Raw genomic sequence first — 23,069 nt, forward strand, 5'->3', positions numbered from 1 at the left:
GTTCAGGTTTTAAAATTTTATGAAGAATAGGGCGGTAAGGAAGTTGATAAATAGAATGTTGTATATCATATTAACTTGATTTTGAGGGCTCAACGTTAGCATTTGTTTTAAATTTTTAACTAATTTTATAATAAAATTTATTTTTGTTTAATTAATTGTATATCAATTGATTAAACTTGTTTTGTGTGCTTTTTTTGTTTTTAGATTCAACATAATGTGAGAAATATTTAAAAAAAGCTTTGATTTGAAATTTTTAATTGTATCTTGCATACGTTTATATTTGGAATCAATATTTGTTCATTAATTTATGTTGTTTTTCTTTTATATACCAAATTTTTATTAATTTTTTAATTTATTTAAAATGAACATTTTTGTTTCAAACATCAATTACGCAACTAAAGAGTATGAGTTGCACGATCTATTCGCAGAATTTGGTGATGTATCATCAGCTAAAATCGTTACAGACAGAGAAACTGGTCGTTCCAGAGGTTTCGGTTTCGTAGAAATGGGTGATGAAGAAGGAAAGCAAGCTATTGAAGCTCTTAACCAAAAAGAATTTAACGGAAAAACTCTAAACGTATCTGAAGCTAAGCCAAGAGAAGAGAAGCCAAGAAGAAGCTTCGATAACAACAGAGGTGGAGGTTATGGTAACAACAACAATAGAGGCGGAGGCTATGGTAACAACCGTGGCGGAGGCGGAAATCGTTGGTAAAAATATGAAGCGGCTTTTAAGCCGCTTTTTTTATGGAATTTAATTTCCAGTAAATCATTTAATTATAACTTGGGTTGAAATATTATGATGTTTTGGCATAATTTTAGAAAATTATCAATCAATCAAAAAGTAATTATAATGAAAAAACATTTATTAGTAGTAATGATGGTGTTTGGTGGGTTGCTGGTCAACGCACAAAGCATTTATGCAGGACAGACATTAAGACAGGATAAAAAGTACTGGGCTGATAACAACGGATATTATCTTATCTTCCAGAACGACGGTAATCTGGTTTTTTATAACAGATCCGGTGCCCCTGCATGGGAATCAAAAACTACCAACAGAGGAGTGAGAGCAATTTTTCAAAGAGATGGTAATCTGGTAGTGTATACAAGAGGAAATGGTGTTGCCTTCAGTTCAAATACTGATGGTCAGGGAGCTGATAAATTATCAGTTCAGGATGATGGTAATCTTGTAATCTATAATGGTTCTAATCCTTTATGGGCTTCGCAGGGAGGTATCAGAAATAATAATGGTGGTGACCGTTATCGAGGTAATGATTATGTGTCTACTGGATACAGATTCCGTAAGGACGCTAAGCTGTATTCTTCGGACGGACGTTATTATCTTGTATTTCAGGATGATGGTAATCTTGTTTTGGCTAATAGAAACGGAAATCCTATTTGGGCTACAGCAACTGATAATAAAGGTAACAGAGCTGAATTTCAAGGGGATGGAAACTTAGTGGTTTACGATTCTTATAACAGACCTGTATGGAGCTCAAATACAGAAAACAGAGGAGGCGTTAAACTTACAGTGCAAAATGACGGAAATCTTGTGATTTATGGAAGAAATTCTCCAATATGGAGCTCGGGAACTCAAAGATAATCAAAAGTTTTTGTTACATACAATAATAAAAAAAGACTGTCGAAGGACAGTCTTTTTTTGTGGTCATTTATTTTGATCTTATAAGGATGTAAACATTTTCGTAATAAATACTGGCGGTGTCATTGTCAGAATACTTTTCTCTTGTAATTTCACTGAAAATAAGCTTGACGTGATACTTTCCTAAATCAGATTCCATAGCAATTTCGGGGATTACTACATTTCCTTTCTTGTTTTTATTTTCCTCAAATAGTTTAATGATCCGTGGTCCGAAGTCTACTTCTTCTTTAGAATTTAAACTTAATTTTAATGAGGATTCTTCTGTCAGCTGATCTGTCAGCTCAAACTGGTCATCATTCAGTTTTTGGGGATCTCTGCTATAACGATGGAAAGAAATTAAATACTGATAATTCCCGAGTTCTACAGCCTGTTCTTCACGAACAAGAACGAGTCTGTCCATTTCGTATGCTCTGTTTTTTGCAGTGACATTCACATCTGAAAACTTGCTTTGAATATCGTAATTGATACTATAAAATGTGCCTTTTTTAATATTATCGGCTAATTCAGCCTGGTCTTTTTCGTTCAGCAGCGCTGATAGAAATTCACTTTGCTTTCTTTCAGCCAGAAATTCAAATTTATCAGCAATTTCATTACGAACAGTATCGGTAACTTTTTTCTGAAAATTAATCTTGCCGGCACTCATTAGTTGATGCTGATTTAAAATATTCATCAATTCTGTTTTCTGACTTCTCTTAGCTACACTGAATGCATTAAGGTAAGGGAAAATCAATGCAAAAGCGCCAAATAAAAATAAGCTGACAGGAATGAACTTTATCGTAGCTTTTTTGTTGAAAATAAAGTAGACAACAATACTTAACAGCCATAGAGCAAGCAGGAGAACGAAATACCTTGGTTCTGTATATCCATATTCTAAAATTCTGGTAAAAATAGCAGTGAAAAGCAGAATAATCAAAGGAACAATGGTGTAATAGAATGCTTTTGAAAATATTCTGACCCAGGATTTTGCGTTTTCTTCTTTTAACGGGTGAACCAGAAGTAATGCAAGGATACCCACAATACTATAGGCTAAAACAAGGTAAGAAACCCAGCCTCTTGGAAGCTGCCAGTTGATTAATATTTTAACCGAATAAAAATAAAGAATTGTTACATAGATAAGCAGTAACGGAATTAAAATAAACTGAGTGAAAAACTTTAAAACAACAGGGTAGGTGCCGTCTTTTTCAAGGTTATTTAATCCTTTATCATTAAATAAAAGGAAAATAAAACTGCTTCCAAAAATAGCAAGAACAAAGAATGTATCTCTGTAAATTCTGTCATGGAAGTTAAAGTCAAAAAGTTTGTCAACGGCTAAGATTGCTAATTCCATACCGCCTGTCAGAACTCCTGTAAATACGGCGGTCAGAAAGATATTGATAAAAAGGTTTTTGTTGTACTGCCAGAATCTGAGCTCCCTGTCTTTCTCCAGAAATGGAACAAATGATACCAGTAAGTGGGAGAGAAGGGCGGTAATAGCAATGATGTAAGCATAAACTTCTGTAAAGCTGTTTTTTTTATCAGGCAGAATGTAATAAAAACCTATAAGGAAAATTATACCGGATACGTGTAGTAGTAATTCTTTCCCGATTCTCTGTGACAACATTTTTAGTGCAAACATCAGAGAAATTCCGAGACATGAACAAATGGTGAACTTAATATAAGAAGTAATTTCACTACGTTCCGTTTCCACAATGCATATGGTGCCAATAGCAGCTAATAAAGCCATTGCCAAAATCATAGGATATCGGAAAATGACTTTATTGGCCCGGCTTAGAGTTTCCTGGAATTTTGTTTTCATGATTTGGTGTTTTTAAGGTTTAGATTAATCTTTTTTCTTTTTTTTCTTTTTATCCTTGTCTTTGTCCTTGTCTTTTTCTTTTCCTTTGGTTTTCTTTTCTTTTTTAGGATTCAGGATTTCTTCAGCAACTTCGAACTTAGGCTCTTCCACTTTTGCTGGCTTTATTTCAATTTTAAGATCAAAATAGCCCTTCATATCTTCCTGGGAAATTAATTTTTCACTTAATAAAAGCTCCAGAATTTCCTTCCCTGAGTTATTAAAAAAGTTATGTGAAAGCTCTTTTAACAGGAATTTTTTATACCCTTCTAAAGGAACAAGCACACTGTATTTGAAGATTCTTCCTTCTTTTACAGTAGATAGATAGCCTTTTTCAACTAATATTTTCAAATAAGTGGAAACCGTGTTCTGGTGTGGTTTCGGTTCCGGATGCTGCTCCATAACGTCCTTCAGATAGAAAGATTCCATTTTCCAAAACAGCTTCATAAAGTTTTCTTCTGCGGCAGTAAGATGATTTATTTTCATAGAGTATTCTAATGTTGAAATTGAATATTGCAATAAAGATAGATAAAAGATACCAGAAAAGCTATTCCAGCCCCCATAAATACCTCTTTTACGGTATGTCTTTTTAAAATAATACGGGTGATTCCGACCAAAATAGCGATTCCCAGCCACGCAAGACCTATCTTCCAGTCCAATGAGAAAAAGAGCGCTGCTACAAATACATTGAACGCTGTATGCATCGAGCTTTTGATAAAAAGATTGCTGATCTGAAGAGCGAAAAGAAGCACCAGGATAAATAGCATGACAAGATCTATATATCCGTTTCTGATATAATTAAAAAGAAGATAGGCGATCACACAGACTGCAATAAATATATATAGCGTTTTCCTTTGAACACGGTTGGAAACATCCATATTGGTATATCTTCCCGTCTTTACATTCCACACCAGCCATATCACAACCGGAATAATAATCATTAATAATACAGGAAGAAAATAAAGCATAGAATCTTTAAGGGAATATTCTCTGATGCTCATATAGATAAAGAAAATGATCAGAGAGACCAAAGGATTAAAAAAATCAGAGATGACTTTTGAAATTTTGTGTAATAATGAAGATTGTTTTTCTTCCATAATCAAGTTTAAAAACCAAATATACTATTATAACCTCAAAAATCAAATGAAAACCATGAGATGGAATAGTTGATTTAATGGGTAAGTTGTTTGATTACCAGTTGTTTTTAATGGAGTGAAATATTTTTTCGTCTTTAAATGAGTATTAAGTTTTGCAAGAAATGTTTAATTTTAATTGATCTGTTTTAATTATTATTATCATGAAATATCTATTCACATACTTATTTATATTATCAGGCTATTTAATTTTTGGTCAAAAGGTTTCAGGTGAAAATATTTCTACACCACAACCTGTCCATCAATTAAGAATCTATGAAATTCCAAAAGAAAATAAGCAGGTTTTTCTTGACCGCTTCAGAGATCACGCACTGAGAATTATGAAGAAATATGGATTTACCATTGTGTCAATCTGGGAATCGGAATTCAATGAAAAAACAGAATTTGTTTACCTGCTTGAGTGGAAAGATGAAGATGCAATGAAAATGGCGTGGGAAGGATTTATGGCAGATAAAGAATGGAAGGAAATTAAAGCCAGAACGGCAAAGCAATATGGTAATTTCGTTAATGAAATTGAAGACAGAACTCTGAAACTTACAGATTTTTCTCCGGAAAAGAAGCTGTTGAAATAACCAAAATATATATTAACAATAATTAAAGAGGAATGAAATAGGAGAACAAAATGTAAAGAATCCTGATATCTCTGAATCATTTGTCGTTTCAGAAAAGCCTTATGGATAGGATGACTCCTGAGATTTTACAGAAAGAATGTAACAGATAAAACGAAGCTTTATCAAGCTTCCAAGGGGTCGGAAATTAAGAATAATCCATACAGCCCGCAAATAGATTTTGCAGAAAAATCGAAAAGTTATCTATGTATAGAATAAAAACAAAGTTTTTTTCATAATTTTGCTCAACTATTTCATCATAAAAAAGCAAGAGCTAACACATGAAAGAATTTTCTAAAGAGGTATACCTGAAGTGGTATGAAGATATGACAATGTGGAGAAGGTTTGAAGACAAATGCCGTTCTCTTTACCTAAAACAAAAGATCAGAGGATTTTTACATTTGTATAACGGTCAGGAAGCTATCCCTGCCGGTTTTACACATGCAATGGATCTTACAAAGGATAGTATGATTACTGCTTACAGATGTCACATCCATCCAATGGCGATGGGAGTAGACCCTAAAAGAATCATGGCTGAACTTTGTGGTAAAGCTACCGGAACATCCGGAGGTATGGGTGGATCTATGCACATTTTCAGTAAAGAACACCGTTTTTACGGAGGACATGGTATCGTTGGAGGACAAATTCCATTAGGTGCAGGTATTGCTTTTGCTGATAAATATTTCGACAGAAAAGCAGTAAACATCTGTTTCTTTGGTGATGGTGCTGCAAGACAAGGTTCTTTACATGAGACCTTCAACATGGCAATGAACTGGAAACTTCCTGTAGTATTTGTTGTAGAAAACAACCAATATGCAATGGGAACTTCTGTAAAAAGAACAGCCAACCACGAAGATATCTATAAATTAGGGTTAGGATACGAAATGCCTTGCCTTGCTGTAGATGCAATGGATCCTGAAAAAGTGGCAGAAGCTGCTTACGAAGCTATTGAAAGAGCAAGAAGAGGAGACGGACCTACTTTCATTGAAGCAAGAACTTACCGTTACAGAGGACACTCTATGTCTGATGCCGAGCCATATAGATCTAAAGAAGAAGTAGCTCTTCATAAAAATGATGACCCAATCGAATTGATAAAACATAGAATTTTAGAAAACGGATGGGCTACAGAAGCAGAACTGGAAGTTATGGATAACAAATCCAGAGACTTTGTTGAAGAGTGTATCGAATTTATGGAAAACTCTCCGTATCCGGATGCAGAAAAAATCTATGAGTATGTATATGCTCAGGAAGATTATCCATTCTTAGACAAATTAGAAAACTAAAAGATAATGAGTTAATTTGACAATTTGAGAATTTGAAAAATGTGATAGATTATGTCCTTTTTTAATTTTCAAATTTTCAGATTGCTAAATTTTCAAATTAAAATAAATTATGGCAGAAGTAATTACGATGCCCCGCCTGTCCGACACAATGACGGAAGGTAAGGTGGCAAAATGGCATAAAAAAGTAGGAGATAAAGTAAAAGAAGGAGATATTTTAGCTGAAATTGAAACTGATAAAGCAGTTCAGGATTTCGAATCTGAAATAGAAGGTACCCTTTTATACGTAGGTGTAGAAGAAGGAGGTGCTGCTGCTGTAGACTCTGTTTTAGCTATTATCGGGAATGAAGGAGAAGATATTTCAGGATTGACAGGTGGGGCTGCTGCTCCCAGTGTTGGAACTGAAGAAAAAAAATCAGAAGAACAGCCTAAAGCAGAAACTGCTGCACCTGCTGCAGAAGTTCCGGCAGGAGTAGAAATTATTACAATGCCAAGACTTTCTGATACAATGACAGAAGGTAAAGTGGCTAAATGGCACAAAAATGTAGGTGATACAGTAAAAGAAGGAGACCTTCTTGCTGAGATCGAAACAGATAAAGCGGTACAGGATTTCGAATCTGAATTCAATGGAGTATTATTGAAGCAAGGTGTAGAAGAAGGAGGTGCTGCTCCGGTTGATTCCGTATTGGCAATCATTGGCCCTGCAGGAACAGATGTTTCCGCGGTAGGAGCTCCAAAAGCTGCCGGTCAGTCAACTGAAAAACCAGCTGAACAAAAAGCAGAAGCTAAAACAGAAGAAAAAGCAGCTTCGGTTGCGAACTCTTCATCTTCTGACAGAGTAGCAATCTCTCCACTGGCTAAGAAAATGGCTCAGGATAAGGGAGTTGATATCAACAGTGTTCAGGGTTCTGGTGAAAACGGAAGAATCGTTAAAAAAGATATTGAAAACTATCAGCCAGCTGCAAAACCAGCTGCTTCAGCTCCTGCAGCAAGTGCTGCTCCTGTTGCAGTAAGCTTCGTACAGGGTGAAGATACAGAGACCCCAAACTCACAAGTAAGAAATATCATTGCAAAACGTCTTTCTGAAAGTAAATTCTCTGCTCCTCACTATTATCTGATGGTTGAGATCAATATGGATAAAGCAATTGAGGCAAGAAAAGAAATCAATTCTCTTCCAGATACTAAGATCTCTTTCAATGATATGATCATTAAAGCAACTGCAATTGCTTTAAGAAAACACCCACAGGTAAATTCAAGCTGGGCAGGTGATAAGATCATTCACAGAGGAAATATCAACATTGGTGTAGCAGTAGCTATTCCAGACGGATTGGTAGTTCCGGTATTGAAAAATACAGATCAGATGACGTATACTCAGATTTCTGCATCCGTAAAAGATATGGCTTCAAGAGCTAAGAGTAAAGGTCTTAAAGCTAACGAAATGGAAGGATCTACATTCTCTATTTCAAACTTAGGAATGTTCGGAATCGAAACGTTTACAAGTATCATCAATCAACCAAACTCTGCAATCCTTTCAGTAGGAGCAATTATCGAGAAACCAATCGTTAAAGATGGTCAGATCGTAGTTGGAAACACCATGAAACTTTCATTGGCTTGTGACCACAGAGTGGTAGACGGTGCTACAGGTGCTCAGTTCCTACAGACATTAAGAACATATTTAGAAAGTCCATTAACATTGTTACTGTAATTTTCTGAATTGAAAATATGAAACCTCCCAAATCGGGAGGTTTTTTTGTTTTTGGTAAATTGAAATGGCTAACAAAACCTTATAGGTTTAGAAAAAAGTTTATATTACAAAAATTTTTACAAAAAAATAAGACAGGAATAATTAAAAAAATTAATAGAAAAGACGTATATAAATAGATCAGAGAAATCTAATTCTGATAAAACTAAAATAAAATATAAACGGCTTCAAAAAGCGGTTTTTTATTTGCAGGCAATTCACTATTTTTGAATCATGATTAAAGCAAGAAATATCCATAAATCTTATGGGAATTTAGAGGTACTGAAAGGAGTTGATATTCAAATCAAAACAGGAGAAGTGGTTTCTATTGTAGGAGAATCAGGAGCTGGTAAATCTACATTGCTGCAGATTCTGGGAACTTTGGATCACCCTAGCCAATCTAATAAATATGATACTGAAATTGAAATAGCAGGAGAATCGTTTATTAATATGAATGATAAGCAGCTGTCAAAATTCAGAAATCAGAATATCGGTTTTGTATTTCAGTTTCATCAGCTTCTTCCGGAGTTTACAGCGCTAGAAAATGTCTTGCTTCCGACAAAAATAGCAGGAGCCAACGAAAGAGAAGCTCTTGAAAAGGCTTATGCTTTGTTTGAAGACCTGAAGATTGAACAGAGATTGAATCATAAACCCAACCAGCTTTCAGGTGGAGAAGCGCAAAGAGTAGCTGTAGCCAGAGCTTTAATCAATTCTCCGAAAATTATTTTTGCAGATGAGCCAACAGGTAACCTTGATTCCAAGAATGCGGATGATCTTCATAGATTGTTTTTTGATCTTAGAGATAAATACAATCAAACTTTTGTCATTGTAACGCATAACCCGAATCTGGCAGAAATTACAGACCGCAAGCTCGTTATGAAAGACGGAATGATCATAGAGTAGCATACAAAACCGGATGATGAAACACTTTATTTTTCTTTTTTTAATTGTAATTTCCTGTTCAAAAGCTGAATCCCAGCAGTTGAACCCTTTGGGTATTCCTCAAACAAGAATTTCGGAGATTAAAAATTATATTAAAGGAAAAGAGTACAATCAGGAACTGGCTGTTTTTATCAATTTTAAAATCCCTTCCGGAAAGTATCGTTATTTTATTTATAACCTAAAGAATAATACGATTTTACAACAGGCTGTTGTTTCTCATGGTTCAGGCTCCGTCATTCCAAAGTCAGATGCTTTGAAATTCAGTAATATTGAAGGCTCTTATCAGTCATCTCTTGGAAAATATGCCATTGGAGAAAGCTATATAGGAAAGTTTGGTAAAGCTTATCGTCTGGAAGGACTGGATGCTACCAATAGCAATGCCATGCAGAGAGCAATAGTTCTTCATTCTTACGGATGTATTCCTGATGCGGAATCAAAGTCTCCTGCGTGTCTGAGCTTAGGATGTCCTATGCTTTCCGTAAATGCTCTTAAAGAAACAGCAAAATATATTGATAGGTCTATAAAGCCTGTTATTTTATATGCTTTCTACTAATTGATCATATTATCTATAATTTTTTTCCATGGCCATAAAACTCCTTGCCGAAGATGACAGACCCAGAGAAAAGTTTTTGCAGAAAGGCAAAAGCTCACTTTCTGATTCTGAACTCCTGGCAATTATTATGGGAAGCGGAAATAAAGAGGAAGATGCTTTGGAATTAGCAAGGAAAATTTTAGCCTCTGTCAATAACAGCTGGAATGAATTGAGCTTACTTTCTGCCAAAGATCTGATGAAATTCAAAGGTATTGGAGAATCAAAAGCCATTTCAATTATTTCAGCTTTAGAAATCGGAAAAAGGAGAGCGGTACAGGAGATTCCTGAAAAAACAATTATTGGAAACAGTCATGATGCTTATGCGATTCTCAGAAACCAGCTTTCTGATCTTAGAACAGAAGAGTTTTGGGCAATTTTTCTTAATAATAGCAATAAAGTGATTCATGTTTCCCAGCTTACACAAGGCGGGATCAGCCAGTCTATTGTAGATGTGAGAACGCTCTATAAGGCAGCGCTTGATCATTTTTCAACAGGCATTATCATTGCCCACAATCATCCTTCCGGAAGTTTAAAACCTAGTCGGGAAGATATCAATATCACACAGAAAATAAAAGAAGCAGGAAATACATTAAGTATTCAGGTTTTAGACCATATTATTGTCACACAGGATTCTTATTTTAGTTTCTCAGACGCAGGATTATTATGATTAGAAGATTGAAATACCATGAAATTGATTTTGTAAAATATGCTCAATGTTTAGAAAATTCCGAACAAAGAAAATATTCTGCAACAAAAGATTTTTTAGATACAACTTCTACAATGCCTTGGGAAATTCTGGTTTATAAAGATTATGAAGCGGTAATGCCCGTACCTTTTGTAAGAAAATATGGGTTGAAAATTGTACATAATCCTAAGCTTTGTCAGCAGCTTGGTGTTTTTTCTTGCAAAGATGATGTTGATCTTAATGAAGCTTTTTTAGAATATCTGGAGAAAAATTACATGATCAGGGCGTATCCTTTTAATGATGTCAATCAGCTTCGCACAAAGATCAGAATCAAGAAAAACTTTTTATTATATCCTGAGGCTTATGAGAAAGTATATTCGAAATATTCGCCCAAAAGAAAAAGAAAACTTCGGTTAGATGAAGCTGTTTTAAAAGAATCAGAAATCAAAACGATTCCTTATGAGAAAGCAAAAGCTTTTATTGAATCCAATACGATAGGATTGAATAAAGACCATGATTTGTTTGAATTCATGAGAATTTTTGAAAGCTTTTATAAGTCCGGATATCTGAAATTTACAGCTTTTTACTATCAGCATAAGATGGTTAATGTAATTGCTACTTATTCGGATTGTAATATGGTTGCGCTTTTAGGAAATTTTAATGATAAAGATTATGTCAAATTATCAGGAGCATCCGTATTGATTGATCATCTCATTAAAGAAAATATAGAAACTCATATTTTTGATTTTGAAGGAGGAGAATTACCCAATATTGAAGAGTTTTTCAGAGGATTTCGTCCCGAATTAAGACCCTACGGAATTATTGAGAATTCAAAAAAGAACCTTTTCAAAAAGTTAGGATATCTTGTATTTAGAAGAAAGTCTTTTTTATGATGAAAAGCATTGTTTAGATTGGTTCTAATTAACTAATATTCCGTAACTTTATAAAATCCTTATTAAAACAGTTATGTTACAACAGATTCGTCAGTACAAATTATCATATATGCTTTATAACTTGTTTAAAAAGAATAAATTAAAGCATAACATTCCTTTATATAAAAAATACGGAATCAATAAGAACTATTTTTCAAGTATTTCAAGTAAAGATTTTGCACATCTTCCGGCTAGAGAAAGAACACTAGATGATACCAAACTCAAGGAAACTCCTTTTTTTAAGAAGCTTTCTGAAGAAAATAAAGAAAGTGCTCTTCAATATGATGAAAATGGGTATATGATACTGAGAAATTTCCTCACTCCGGAAACGGTGGATCAAATCAATACTGAAATTGATAAGTTGATGGAAGATGGAACTTTGAAATTCATATACGGTGGAAAGCTGATGTTTGCGATCCATCATTCAGAAATCATTAAAAATATTGGAAGTGATAAAGAACTGTTAGATTTTTTATCTGTTCTGTTAGACGGAAAATCCAAACTTTTCCAAAGTATCAATTTCATCAACGGTAGCCAGCAGAAAACCCATTCTGACAGTATTCACATGACTACTTATCCATTGGGAGGATTGCTGGGAGTGTGGATTGCCCTGGAAGATGTGGATGAAAATAACGGAGCATTGCATTATATTCCTAAAAGCCACAAACTTCCTTACTTCCTGAATTCTGATTACGATAATGAAGGAACTGCTTTGAAAATCGGAAAAAAAAGCTACAGAGCTTATGAAACCTTCCTTGAAGATAAGGTAAAAGAATTAGGATTAAAGAAAGAAGTTTTTAAGGCGAAAAAAGGAGACTTATTAATCTGGCATGCCAATATTCTTCACGGTGGAGAACCTCACACAGATAAAAACAGAACGAGAAAAAGTCTTGTATACCACTTCTTCGATGAAAATAGTGTTTGTTACCACGAAGTAACACAGAGACCGGCACTGTTTGAACTTTAATACAGAAAAATCCTATTCGTAAAGCTTTTTATAGGAATTCGGATTTAAAAAGATAGTTTTTTTACATTTGTATTCTTATAATATCAGTATATGGAAAAAAAGAAGAATATTCTTGTTTTTATATTTTCAATCTATGTATGCATGATGTCATACTACCTGTATACCCATCATTATTACAACACTGATATGGAGGCCTATATGGGGCTGATTTATAAAACGGAATATCCTGAAATGAAAATTGAAGAAATTCATCAGAAGGTATATGACGAAATGAGGGAAAAGAATCCCGACTTTGCAGGACTTGGGCCTGTTAATCCAATGGTTGAGGAAGTGGCAAAAGGGGAGAGTACCTACTATAAAATAATCTCACAAAACCCCAAAGCCTACGAAGAAGAACTACAGCTTTTTGTGGTAAAACCTTTTTATAATTTCATCAGCTGGTTATTGTTTAAGCTTGGTTTCAGTGCTTCTACATCTATTTCTTTGATTTCAGTTATTTCTTACGCATTGATTCTTATCCTGATTTTCAGCTTTTTGATAAAAATTCTGAAAAATTATCCTGTTGCCTTTATCCTTACTGTTTTAATTTCGTTGTTCAAGCCTTTACCGGAGGCAGCCCGACATGTTTCAGCAGATTCTTTATCATGTCTGCTACTTCTTTTGAGCTTCTATGTATTTTTAGTGAGGAAAAATTTATTTTTGGCAGGTATATTAGCCATGCTATGTGTACTCACAAGACCGGAATATTTTATATTGTATTCATTCCTGTATGGTCTTATTTATTTTTACAGGAATAATCTTCAGATTAAAACAGGTCCATTATTGATATCATATGGCTATATATTTCTTTCCTTCTTTTTAATCCAGGTTTTTAATCAGGTTTCGTGGTCTACACTTTTTATGAATCAGTTTACTAAAGTTCAGATCTATCCTGTGTCGCAGCCTGATCCATTTTCCTTTGCAGATTATTTTCACTTTATTAAAAGTAATATAATGCTGGAGTTCAATGCTTCCTATTTTCCAATCCTGTTGATTTTTATTGTAGTCATTCTGGCGAATCGTTTTTCATTTCATAATAAAAAGAACCAGTCCCAGGCCTTGTTTTTTGCAATTATTTATGGAACTGTATTGCTGAGATTCTTAGTTTTCCCGTCTCTGGTAAACAGGATGATGCTTGGCTTTTATCTTATAATTATCCTTGCATTGGTCTATATACAAATTTCTAAAGTGGATATCTTTAAAAACTCTTTAGAAGACGGAAAATAATTAGTAATTTTGCAGTCTAAAATTATGACGAGTCTTTCAGGATATTTACCCTATGCATTTGCATTGATTATTGCAATTCCTTTTCTGGTTTTGCTCAGACAATTTGTACACTCATACATTACGCTTAAAAACCAGGAAATCAAACTACTCACCGTGAAATCAAATTCAGAGAACAAAGCACATTCCTATGAAAGAATGACATTGTTTCTGGACAGAATGAAACCTTCCAACCTTATCCAGAGGTTCGACAGGGGACTGGCTGTTCACGAGTTTATTTTTCTGACGGAAAAAGCAATTAATGAAGAATTTGAGTATAACTCTTCACAACAGTTATACATTACAAAAAATTCATGGAAGAATATCATAGACTCAAAGAATGCGATTATAGAACTTCTTCACAAAACGTATGACGGGTTAAAAGGAGAAGTTCAGTTGGATGAATTCAAAACGATTTTCATCATGAACTATATGGAAAGTAACGATTATATTGCTGAAACCATAGAAGATTTAAGAAAAGAAATTTTAATAATAACTTAAAAAATAACAGATAAATAATGATTCCAAATTTTAAAGCACATCCATGGCACGGAATTTCTGCAGGAGAAGATGCGCCAAATGTTGTCAACGTATTTGTGGAAATTGTTCCTTCAGATACTATTAAATATGAAGTAGATAAAGAAACAGGATACTTAAAGGTAGACAGACCACAGAAATTCTCTAACATTATCCCTGCTTTATATGGTTTTGTTCCAAGAACATACTGTGATAAAGAAGTGATGAGACTTGCTGTAGAATCAGGAGCTACTGACGTTACTATGGGTGATCATGACCCTCTTGATATTTGTGTTTTAAGTTCTCACAACATCCATGCTGGAGGTTTATTGATGGAAGCTATTCCAATCGGAGGTTTCAAAATGATCGACGGAGGTGAAGCGGATGATAAAATTGTTGCAGTAATGATTAACGACCACGCTTTCGGACACTTCAGAGACATTACTGAATTACCGGAAGCAGAAGTAAAAAGATTAATGCACTACTTCCTTACGTATAAAAACTTACCGGATGAGCCTGCAAAATGCAGAATCCAGGAAGTTTACGGAGCTGAACACGCAAGAAAAGTGATCAAAGCTTCTCAAACAGACTATGCAGATAAATTCGGAGGATAAGATTTTCTTCCTGAACATATTGAAGAGACTGTCCAAAAAGGACAGTCTTTTTTATGCGACCCATTACTGTCCGATAAAAAGTAATATTAATATTTACGCTATGAATTAACAGGTCGCTCCTCCGGAGCTTTATTTTATGGGATTTTATTTTTCTACTAACTGTAGATCCCGACGGGATCAAATTTAGCTCCAATGGGAGCTGACTGTTAATAGAATGTATTTGTTTTAAAATTAGAGCTCCGGAGGAGCGACCTGTTAATTCTATTTAAATTTTATCGAACAAGAATGGTTTTTTATATAAAGTGTCGGATCTAAGGTTCATTCAAGACATTTACATGACCCTCAAAATCTTCTAAATTCTATTTCTTTATAATAACAGGAGACTGCCCAAACTTTTTGGACAGTCTCTTTAGTATCTGCTCTTTTCATTAAATCATTGTACAAAGATCTACTTTCTTTTGTAGACAGAATTTCCTTCTTTTATCGTTTCCAGAACCTTAATGTTTCTGAGGTTTTCAGGAGCTACTGTTAAAGGATTCTGATCAAGAATAACAAAGTCAGCTAATTTACCAGCTTTAATAGACCCTTTTCTGTTTTCTTCCTGTAATTGATAAGCTCCGTTAATGGTGATTGCTTTCAAAGCTTCAAGGGTGGAAATTCTTTCATTGGGACCTAAAATCATTCCAGATCGGGTCTTTCTATTCACTGCTGCGTATACTGCCGTAATCAGATCGGGTGGTGTAACCGGAGCATCATGATGAATGGTAAATGTAATTCCTGCTTTTAATGCAGAATTTGCCGGGCTTATAAAAGAAGCTCTTTCAGGGCCGAAAACACTTGAATAATGCCAATCTCCCCATAAATAAGCATGAGTAGAAAAATAAGAAGGGATTACTCCTAATTCTTTTATCTTTTGAATATGATCTGGTCGGCTATTCTGTACATGAATTAATGTTGCCCGCAATTCCGGTTTGTAAATGTTTTCATCTTTTAACCTTTGAATAACACGGATAGCTTGATCAATTGCTGCATCTCCATTTACATGAAGCTGGGCAGTGATATTATTTTGAAAAAGGACTTTCAGGTCGTTATATAAGGTTTCATCCGTAAAAATAGGGAACCCTTTATAGTCTTTAGACTGACCTTCAGGTGGAACTAAATAAGGCTGGGTAAGCCAGGCTGTTTTACCTTGTGGGGAACCATCGTCAGAAAATTTGAATCCAGCTAATTTCAGATGATTTTCATACTTCATATACTTTGGTTTGAAGTTGTTGAAATCTTTTTTGAAATATTCATAATCAGGAAAGTAAACAACATCAGCTTTAAGAAGATGTTGAGATGCTGCTTTTTCTAACAGAGCAACACTTTCTCCCATGGTTCTCCCGTCACAAATAGTAGTCTGTCCATAGCTGAGCCATTCATCCTGGGCTTTCATCAGATTTTCCATTGCATGAGCTTGGGTGTTTTTGCCTTTACCCATTTTTTCTGTGATGGCCAATAACGCATTGAAACTTGCATTCTCTTCTAATTTTCCGTTCAGTTTTCCTGTTTTTTTGTCCCTGCCAAGGTGACCTCCTTCAGGATCTTTTGATGATTCCGTTATTCCCAGAAGCTTTAGCATGGCACTGTTAGCTACGCTGGCATGGCCTGAAGCATGAATAACAATGATAGGATTAGTCTTGCTGATGGCGTCCAGTTCTGTTTTTGTAGGATGACGGTGCTCCGTAATGATGGCATCATCATAACCATTTCCGATAACGGGTATATTATCTGTGATTTTTTTGTCTTTAATATAGTTTTTAATTCTAGTCTGTAAATCTTTAATTGAATTTACTGTACCATAAGGTTCAGGAGATAAATCTACAACATCCATCATCCCGGCTCTTGAAGTAAGATGTCCATGAACATCTATAAAGCCAGGAAGTAGAGCTTTTCCATTAAGGTTAATCATTTTAGTAGAAGGTTCAGAGAAACGTTCTGCATCTGATTTTGTTCCGGCAAAAAGTATTTTCCCGTCTTTTACTGCTACAGCTTCAATTTGTGGAGAAGAATCTTCCATTGTTATAATAGAACCTCCGAAATAAAGTATTTCAGCTTTTTCTTGTGGAATCTTATTTTGACAGCTGCTTATGCTTGCAGATAAAAAAATAGTGTACAATATCCTTTTCATAAATAATTAATTCAAATCATGGTGATAAACAAATTTACGAAATAATAGATAATTATTAGTGAATTTTATTGCGTGTTTATAATTTCATTATATTTATAAGACTAATCTCAATTTTTTAATATAAAATAATAAACTATGGATCTATTTGTGTTAGTGCCAATTTTTGGTGTCATAGCTTTGCTTTATACATTTCTTCAGAGCAACTGGGTAAACAAACAGAATGCAGGAAATGAAAAAATGAAAACAATCAGCGGCCATATTGCAGACGGTGCAATGGCTTTTCTAAAGGCTGAATACAAAATCTTAACGTACTTTGTTGTTGTTGTAGCCATTCTATTGGCAGTAATGGGCTCAAGTAATGCCAACTCACACTGGAGTATCGGACTTGCTTTTGCTGTTGGAGCTATATTCTCTGCATCAGCAGGGTTTATCGGAATGAAAATCGCTACCAAAGCGAATGTGAGAACGGCAGAAGCTGCAAGAACTTCACTGTCAAAAGCCCTTAAAGTATCTTTTACAGGAGGTTCTGTGATGGGAATGGGAGTTGCCGGGCTTGCGGTCTTAGGTTTAGGAGCTTTATTTCTTATTATTAAACAGATTTTTGCCCCTGAAGCTACAGTAGACTCTCATGAAATGGAAAAGACCATCGAAATTCTTACCGGATTTTCTCTGGGGGCTGAATCCATTGCGCTTTTTGCAAGAGTAGGAGGTGGTATTTATACAAAAGCGGCAGACGTAGGTGCTGACCTTGTAGGAAAAGTAGAAGCCGGAATTCCTGAAGATGATCCCCGAAATCCAGCAACAATTGCAGATAATGTAGGAGATAACGTAGGAGATGTTGCCGGAATGGGAGCTGACCTTTTCGGATCGTATGTGGCGACAGTTCTTGCCACGATGGTATTAGGTAGAGAAACTGTTTCTGATGATGCTTTCGGAGGTTTTGCCCCGATTCTTTTGCCGATGCTGATTGCAGGAACAGGAATTATATTTTCAATGATCGGAACTTTATTTGTGAAAATTAATGATAATGAAGGTTCGTCTACTTCCAGTGTACAGAACGCATTAAACCTTGGAAACTGGGGAAGTATTGTAATTACCGCTATTGCTTCTTATTTCCTTGTAACCTATATTCTTCCTGAAAAAATGGTTCTCAGAGGCCATGAGTTTACTAAGATGGGCGTATTCGGAGCTATTATGGTAGGTCTGGTAGTAGGAACTTTAATGAGTATTATTACAGAATATTACACTGCCATGGGGAAAAGACCTGTTTCCAGTATTGTGAGACAGTCTTCTACAGGACACGCAACCAATATTATCGGTGGGCTTTCTGTGGGAATGGAATCTACTTTACTTCCTATTATTGTATTGGCAGGAGGAATCTATGGTTCTTATCTGTGTGCCGGGCTTTACGGAGTCGCTATTGCCGCAGCTGGAATGATGGCTACTACAGCCATGCAGCTTGCTATTGATGCTTTTGGACCTATCGCTGATAATGCAGGAGGTATCGCTGAGATGAGTGAACTGCCTAAGGAAGTAAGAGAGAAAACAGATATTCTGGATGCCGTAGGAAATACAACCGCTGCTACAGGGAAAGGATTTGCCATTGCTTCGGCTGCTTTGACAGCATTGGCTTTATTTGCTGCTTTTGTAGGTATTGCAGGTATTGACGGTATTGATATTTACAGAGCAGATGTTCTTGCCGGACTTTTTGTAGGAGGAATGATTCCGTTTATCTTCTCCTCATTGGCGATTACCGCAGTAGGACAGGCTGCCATGGCAATGGTAGAAGAAGTAAGAAGACAGTTCCGTGAAATTCCGGGAATCCTGGAAGGAAAAGCACAGCCGGAATATGAAAAATGTGTTGCTATCTCTACAGATGCATCTATCAGAAAAATGATGCTGCCTGGTGCGATTGCCATCGTCTCTCCTTTATTAATCGGATTTATTTTCGGACCTGAAGTATTAGGAGGATTTTTAGCTGGAGCTACAGTATGCGGTGTTTTAATGGGAATGTTTCAGAACAATGCTGGAGGAGCATGGGACAATGCAAAAAAATCATTTGAAAAAGGAGTTGATATCAATGGACAGACCTATTATAAAGGTTCAGAACCGCACAAAGCATCTGTAACAGGTGATACAGTGGGAGATCCGTTTAAAGATACATCAGGACCTTCGATGAATATCCTGATCAAATTAATGTCAATCGTTTCTTTAGTGATTGCACCTACGTTGGCTGTTTTACATAAAGATAAAATTGAAGCCAACAGAAAAGCAAAAATTGAAAGTCTTACAGGAATTTCAAGTAGTGCACCCACTGTAAATGGAGATTCTAAAATAATTACGGTTATTCCGGGAGAAATCAAAGGGCACCTTAATGAAAATGGAGATTTTGTATATGAAACAGGAAATATTCAGAAAATAAAACTGGACGGAGGAAAAACAATTGCCATTGGTGACGGAAGCCAGCTTTACCAACTTTATAATGTGGTGAAACAAAAAGATAAATCTGCATTAGATCCAAATAAGTGGTATACTATTGAAAACCTTTATTTTGAAACAGGTTCAAGTGATCTGAAAGCAGAATCAGTACTTCAATTGAATACTTTGTCAGAAATCTTAAATGCTTATCCGAATTTAAAAATAAAACTAGGTGGATATACAGATAACAGCGGTAATGAAGATAGTAACCTTAAGTTATCCAATCTGAGAGCACAGACTGCCAAACTTAAACTGCTTGAGCTAGGTATTTCTGCAGACAGAATAGAAGCAGAAGGCTATGGATCTCAACATCCGGTATGCGAAGCTAATGATACTGATGAATGCAAAGCAAAAAACAGAAGAATTGATGTAAGAGTACTGGCTCTTTAAATTCACTGAAAAAATAGAAGAAAAGAGGCTGTCCAAAAAGGTCAGCCTCTTTTTTTTTGTTTTGAGACTGCGTATAGTTATGCAGCAATTTTATACTTTTGGATTTTCATATACTTATGGAAAAGATGCATATGTTGTTTGCATTTAAGTGTATTTAGCCAATTTTTACGGTTAAGTTTTCTGTTTTTCACTAATTTTCTAAGATTATGTGCCAATGCCATTAATCCAAATTCAATATTTACTTTTTCAAGTCCTTTTAGAGTAAATCTTGAAAATTTATTATTGCTTTTTAATTGCCCGAATACAGCTTCTACTTCTATAGGCCGTTTACTTCTGTGGTAATGCCCTTTTTCAGATATCAGCCTTTGTCTGGCTTTCATTCTGTGATGGTTCAGATTATAATTCACTTCGATTAATCGATTATCCTGGCTTTGATGGCAGCTTTCTCTAAGAGGACAACCCTGACATCTGAAAGCCTGATAATAATGTACCTGAGATTCATATCCGTTACTGCTGATTCTTTTGCCTTTACCGATAAAGTTCATTTGCTGTCCGCAGGGACATACATAGAAGTTATTTTCCTCATTATAATATAAGTTCTGTACAGCAAACGCATTGTTCTTCTCACTGCGCTTCTGTTCTTTATGAAAATTATTATATTTTACATAGCCCTCTATAGCTTTTTCTGCCATCATTTCGTAATTCTCTTCACTTCCATATCCGGCATCTGCTACTACCTCTTTACTTTGTTTGTGATACTGATTTTCAAAGCTGTTAAGATGATCCTTCAATGTAGTGGTATCTCCAGGAGTCTGATGAATGCTGTAATGGGTGATAAACTGGTTTTCAGTACTGATCTGTGCATTATAGGCTGGCTTAAGCTGCCCATTTTTCATATGGTCGTCTTTGAGCCGCATGAAGCAGGCGTCGGGATCTGTCTTACTATAACTGTTGCGGCCTGAGAGTATTTTTAATTGATCTTCATACTTCTGTAATCTGGGCAGGTCCTGATGCTGAAGCTTTTTAATGAGCTTCTTACCGGTTTTATTGTCCTGTGCCACAGAGTGATTAAGTTCTGCTATTTTATCCTGAAGCTCTCTGCTGTCAATAGATTTTGGAAGGGTCTTTTCATGGGATTCATAACGCTCTTCTTTGATTTGGGATTCAATATCTTCAAGTACGGAATGAATTTGAGCTTCCAGTTTTAATTTATTCTTTTCTACAGATTTTTTCCATACAAAGCTGTATCGGTTGGCAGATGATTCTATTTTTGTACCATCTATATATTGAACATTTAAACTTACGTAACCTAAATTCTGCAAAACAACGGTAACATCTGCAAAAAGACGGTGAATATGGTTTTTAAGCCGTTTGCTCCTAAAGTAATTGATGGTTCTGTAATCAGGCTTACTGTTGCCGGAAAGCCACATGAAATGAATATTTTCTCCAAGTGCCTTTTCTATTTTACGGCATGAATAAATATTGTTGAAATAGGCATAGAATAAAACTTTGATCATCATCCGGGGGTGAAAACTTGTCGTTCCACCGCCTTTATATTCACTTATAATATGATCGATATTCAAGTTATCCACTAATTCATTGATAAGACGTACCGGATCATTAGCACCTATCTTATCAAAAATATCTTCAGGAAATAAGCTGGGAGTATTGGTGGGTAAAGATTTAAACCGTACTTTCATATCAATGTTTGTTTGGGTGCACCTTAAAGATAAATCTTAAAGGACAAACAACAAAAAAATCCCCGAAACTTTTTAAGTAACGGGGATATTTTTTTGGACTTTTTAGACAGCCTCTTTTTTTATTGATTACTCTTAAAAACAAAACTTGCACAAATAAAATATTCAGAATCATCTGTGAAAACCTGTACGATCTGTGGGAAAAACAACTGCAGAAACATCAAAGATTCCTTTTCAAATGCTCCAAAGCCTGAATAATCAATTCATCTTTTTTGGCAAAACTAAACCTGATATAATCAGAATTTTGTCTTGAATTATAGAACGCAGAAAGTGGAAGACAGGAAACCTTCTTCTCAATCGTTAGCCACTTGGAAAATTCCACATCTGTCATGCTTTTTGAAATACTTCTGAAATTAACAACCTGGAAAACGCTTCCTTCCGATTTTTGTTCAACCTGAAAAGGAGTTTCCTGTATCATTTCATTAAAAATATCTCTTTTTCTCTGCATGATTTTTTTGCTGATATCCGGATCAAATACATCGAGATATTTTGCGATAGCATATTGTGCAGGAGCATTTGCACTGTAAGAAATATATTGCTGATGACACTGGAATCTTGCTGTTAAAGCTTCTGAAGCAAGCATATAACTCACTTTCCATCCCGAAGTATGAAACATTTTACCAAAAGAAAAAATGCAGAAAGTTTTTTCTTTTAGTCCAGGATGGATGAAAGAACTGTAATGTTCAGTTTTATCATAACAATAAGTATCATATATTTCTTCTGAAATCAAATAAATATCACGGTCTTTAATCAGTTCATAGAGCTGATTCCAGTCTTCTTTTTTCCATACTTTTCCGGTGGGATTCTGGGGAGAGTTGACAATGACTGCTCTTGTCTTTTCGGTAATACAGTCTTTAAACAGATTCCAATCGATGGTAAAATCACCATCAAGATCATAATAAACAGGAATTCCTCCATTCATGACTACAGCTGGTCCATAAGTGTAGTATGAAGGTTGAATAATGATGACTTCATCACCTTGATTCAGAATTGATTTAAGCGAAGTATATAAACCAAAGGTTGCACATGGGATAATGGTGATTTCTTTGCCTGTAAGAGAGATTGTATGGGTTCTTTTTGTATTGAAACGAATAATGCTTTCTATCAGAAGAGGGTTCCCTGCAAGAGGTTCGTAATGATGAGTGTTCTTTTCTGCAGCTTCTTTTAAAAATACTTTCAGGCGTTCATCAATATCAAAATCGGGAAGTCCCAAAGAAAGATCAAAGCTTCCGTGCCTGGTTGCCAGCTCGGACATTTCCGTAAAAAAGGAATAATGAGTAAATCCGTAAATTTCTTTCACTTATTTTGTATTTTTATCAAATATAATAAAATTTTAACACCAAATTGTGTTTAAAAATAACGTGCCGTTCAATTTGTAATGGATTGCATATTATTTTGTCATATTCACTCTGCATGCCGGGATTCAATAAAAATTGTTATTTTTAAGAAATTT

20 protein-coding genes are annotated in these 23,069 nt (G+C 35.2%); 14 read left to right on the plus strand and 6 right to left on the minus strand.

Going from position 1 to position 23,069, the window contains the following annotated elements; genetic code table 11:
- Positions 1-361: 361 nt before the first annotated feature.
- Both ACKTTZ_RS19045 and ACKTTZ_RS19050 read left to right on the plus strand, forming a co-directional pair.
- Complete coding sequence (locus ACKTTZ_RS19045; RefSeq protein WP_034696719.1) at positions 362-712, plus strand: RNA-binding protein; 351 nt, start codon at positions 362-364, stop codon at positions 710-712.
- A gap of 138 nt (positions 713-850) precedes the next feature.
- Positions 851-1,600 (plus strand): hypothetical protein, encoded by a 750-nt coding sequence (locus ACKTTZ_RS19050; RefSeq protein ID WP_051934386.1) that lies wholly within the window; start codon positions 851-853, stop codon positions 1,598-1,600.
- A 67-nt stretch (positions 1,601-1,667) separates the two neighbouring features.
- Here the strand turns inward: ACKTTZ_RS19050 and ACKTTZ_RS19055 are convergent, their stop codons facing one another.
- From ACKTTZ_RS19055 to ACKTTZ_RS19065, 3 genes are read right to left on the minus strand one after another with little or no spacing between them, the layout of a single operon-like run.
- Complete coding sequence (locus ACKTTZ_RS19055; RefSeq protein ID WP_407846355.1) at positions 1,668-3,452, minus strand: DUF4153 domain-containing protein; 1,785 nt, start codon at positions 3,450-3,452, stop codon at positions 1,668-1,670.
- Positions 3,453-3,476: 24 nt separating this feature from the next.
- Positions 3,477-3,974: a BlaI/MecI/CopY family transcriptional regulator gene (locus ACKTTZ_RS19060; protein WP_034696716.1), complete on the minus strand. Its 498-nt coding sequence runs from the start codon at positions 3,972-3,974 to the stop codon at positions 3,477-3,479.
- 8 nt (positions 3,975-3,982) lie between these two features.
- A complete protein-coding gene (locus ACKTTZ_RS19065) occupies positions 3,983-4,585 on the minus strand; it encodes a phosphatase PAP2 family protein (RefSeq protein ID WP_253318159.1) in 603 nt (200 codons plus the stop codon).
- A 200-nt stretch (positions 4,586-4,785) separates the two neighbouring features.
- Here ACKTTZ_RS19065 and ACKTTZ_RS19070 point away from each other — a divergent pair, with 200 nt between their 5' ends.
- The 11 genes from ACKTTZ_RS19070 (at position 4,786) to ACKTTZ_RS19120 (ending at position 14,821) form a co-directional block, all read left to right on the plus strand.
- Positions 4,786-5,214 carry an NIPSNAP family protein gene (locus ACKTTZ_RS19070; RefSeq protein WP_253318158.1) on the plus strand — a complete coding sequence of 143 codons (429 nt, stop codon included), beginning with the start codon at positions 4,786-4,788 and terminating at the stop codon, positions 5,212-5,214.
- Between the two features lie 317 nt (positions 5,215-5,531).
- Complete coding sequence (gene pdhA, locus ACKTTZ_RS19075; protein WP_034696713.1) at positions 5,532-6,533, plus strand: pyruvate dehydrogenase (acetyl-transferring) E1 component subunit alpha; 1,002 nt, start codon at positions 5,532-5,534, stop codon at positions 6,531-6,533.
- A gap of 109 nt (positions 6,534-6,642) precedes the next feature.
- Positions 6,643-8,235 carry a pyruvate dehydrogenase complex dihydrolipoamide acetyltransferase gene (locus ACKTTZ_RS19080; RefSeq protein ID WP_034696710.1) on the plus strand — a complete coding sequence of 531 codons (1,593 nt, stop codon included), beginning with the start codon at positions 6,643-6,645 and terminating at the stop codon, positions 8,233-8,235.
- Positions 8,236-8,505: 270 nt separating this feature from the next.
- Positions 8,506-9,174, plus strand: a complete 669-nt coding sequence (locus ACKTTZ_RS19085) for an ABC transporter ATP-binding protein (RefSeq protein WP_034696709.1) — start codon at positions 8,506-8,508, stop codon at positions 9,172-9,174.
- Positions 9,175-9,187: 13 nt separating this feature from the next.
- Positions 9,188-9,766 (plus strand): murein L,D-transpeptidase catalytic domain-containing protein, encoded by a 579-nt coding sequence (locus ACKTTZ_RS19090; protein WP_034696707.1) that lies wholly within the window; start codon positions 9,188-9,190, stop codon positions 9,764-9,766.
- Positions 9,767-9,794: 28 nt separating this feature from the next.
- Positions 9,795-10,472: a RadC family protein gene (radC, locus tag ACKTTZ_RS19095; protein ID WP_253318156.1), complete on the plus strand. Its 678-nt coding sequence runs from the start codon at positions 9,795-9,797 to the stop codon at positions 10,470-10,472.
- On the plus strand, positions 10,469-11,383 hold the full coding sequence (locus ACKTTZ_RS19100; RefSeq protein ID WP_051934383.1) for a hypothetical protein: 915 nt from the start codon (positions 10,469-10,471) through the stop codon (positions 11,381-11,383). The genes radC and ACKTTZ_RS19100 overlap by 4 nt, the downstream gene beginning before the upstream one ends.
- A gap of 73 nt (positions 11,384-11,456) precedes the next feature.
- Positions 11,457-12,389, plus strand: coding sequence for a phytanoyl-CoA dioxygenase family protein (locus ACKTTZ_RS19105; protein ID WP_034696703.1), 933 nt, complete (start codon positions 11,457-11,459; stop codon positions 12,387-12,389).
- Between the two features lie 90 nt (positions 12,390-12,479).
- Entirely contained in the window at positions 12,480-13,655 is a 1,176-nt protein-coding gene (locus ACKTTZ_RS19110; RefSeq protein ID WP_407846356.1) for a hypothetical protein, read from the plus strand.
- Positions 13,656-13,679: 24 nt separating this feature from the next.
- Positions 13,680-14,192, plus strand: a complete 513-nt coding sequence (locus tag ACKTTZ_RS19115; protein WP_034696700.1) for a hypothetical protein — start codon at positions 13,680-13,682, stop codon at positions 14,190-14,192.
- 17 nt (positions 14,193-14,209) lie between these two features.
- Positions 14,210-14,821 (plus strand): inorganic pyrophosphatase, encoded by a 612-nt coding sequence (locus ACKTTZ_RS19120; protein ID WP_034696699.1) that lies wholly within the window; start codon positions 14,210-14,212, stop codon positions 14,819-14,821.
- Between the two features lie 448 nt (positions 14,822-15,269).
- On the opposite strand, the gene ACKTTZ_RS19125 is transcribed toward ACKTTZ_RS19120, so the two are convergent.
- Complete coding sequence (locus ACKTTZ_RS19125) at positions 15,270-16,991, minus strand: amidohydrolase (protein ID WP_407846357.1); 1,722 nt, start codon at positions 16,989-16,991, stop codon at positions 15,270-15,272.
- A 135-nt stretch (positions 16,992-17,126) separates the two neighbouring features.
- On the opposite strand from ACKTTZ_RS19125, the gene ACKTTZ_RS19130 reads away from it, so the two are divergent.
- A complete protein-coding gene (locus ACKTTZ_RS19130; protein ID WP_034696697.1) occupies positions 17,127-19,859 on the plus strand; it encodes a sodium-translocating pyrophosphatase in 2,733 nt (910 codons plus the stop codon).
- Between the two features lie 77 nt (positions 19,860-19,936).
- On the opposite strand, the gene ACKTTZ_RS19135 is transcribed toward ACKTTZ_RS19130, so the two are convergent.
- Positions 19,937-21,559, minus strand: a complete 1,623-nt coding sequence (locus tag ACKTTZ_RS19135; RefSeq protein WP_407845762.1) for an IS1182 family transposase — start codon at positions 21,557-21,559, stop codon at positions 19,937-19,939.
- A gap of 217 nt (positions 21,560-21,776) precedes the next feature.
- Positions 21,777-22,916, minus strand: a complete 1,140-nt coding sequence (locus ACKTTZ_RS19140; RefSeq protein WP_407846358.1) for an aminotransferase class I/II-fold pyridoxal phosphate-dependent enzyme — start codon at positions 22,914-22,916, stop codon at positions 21,777-21,779.
- Between the last annotated feature and the right edge of the window lie 153 nt (positions 22,917-23,069).

Source organism: Chryseobacterium sp. KCF3-3, assembly GCF_045865955.1.
GTDB lineage: Bacteria > Bacteroidota > Bacteroidia > Flavobacteriales > Weeksellaceae > Chryseobacterium.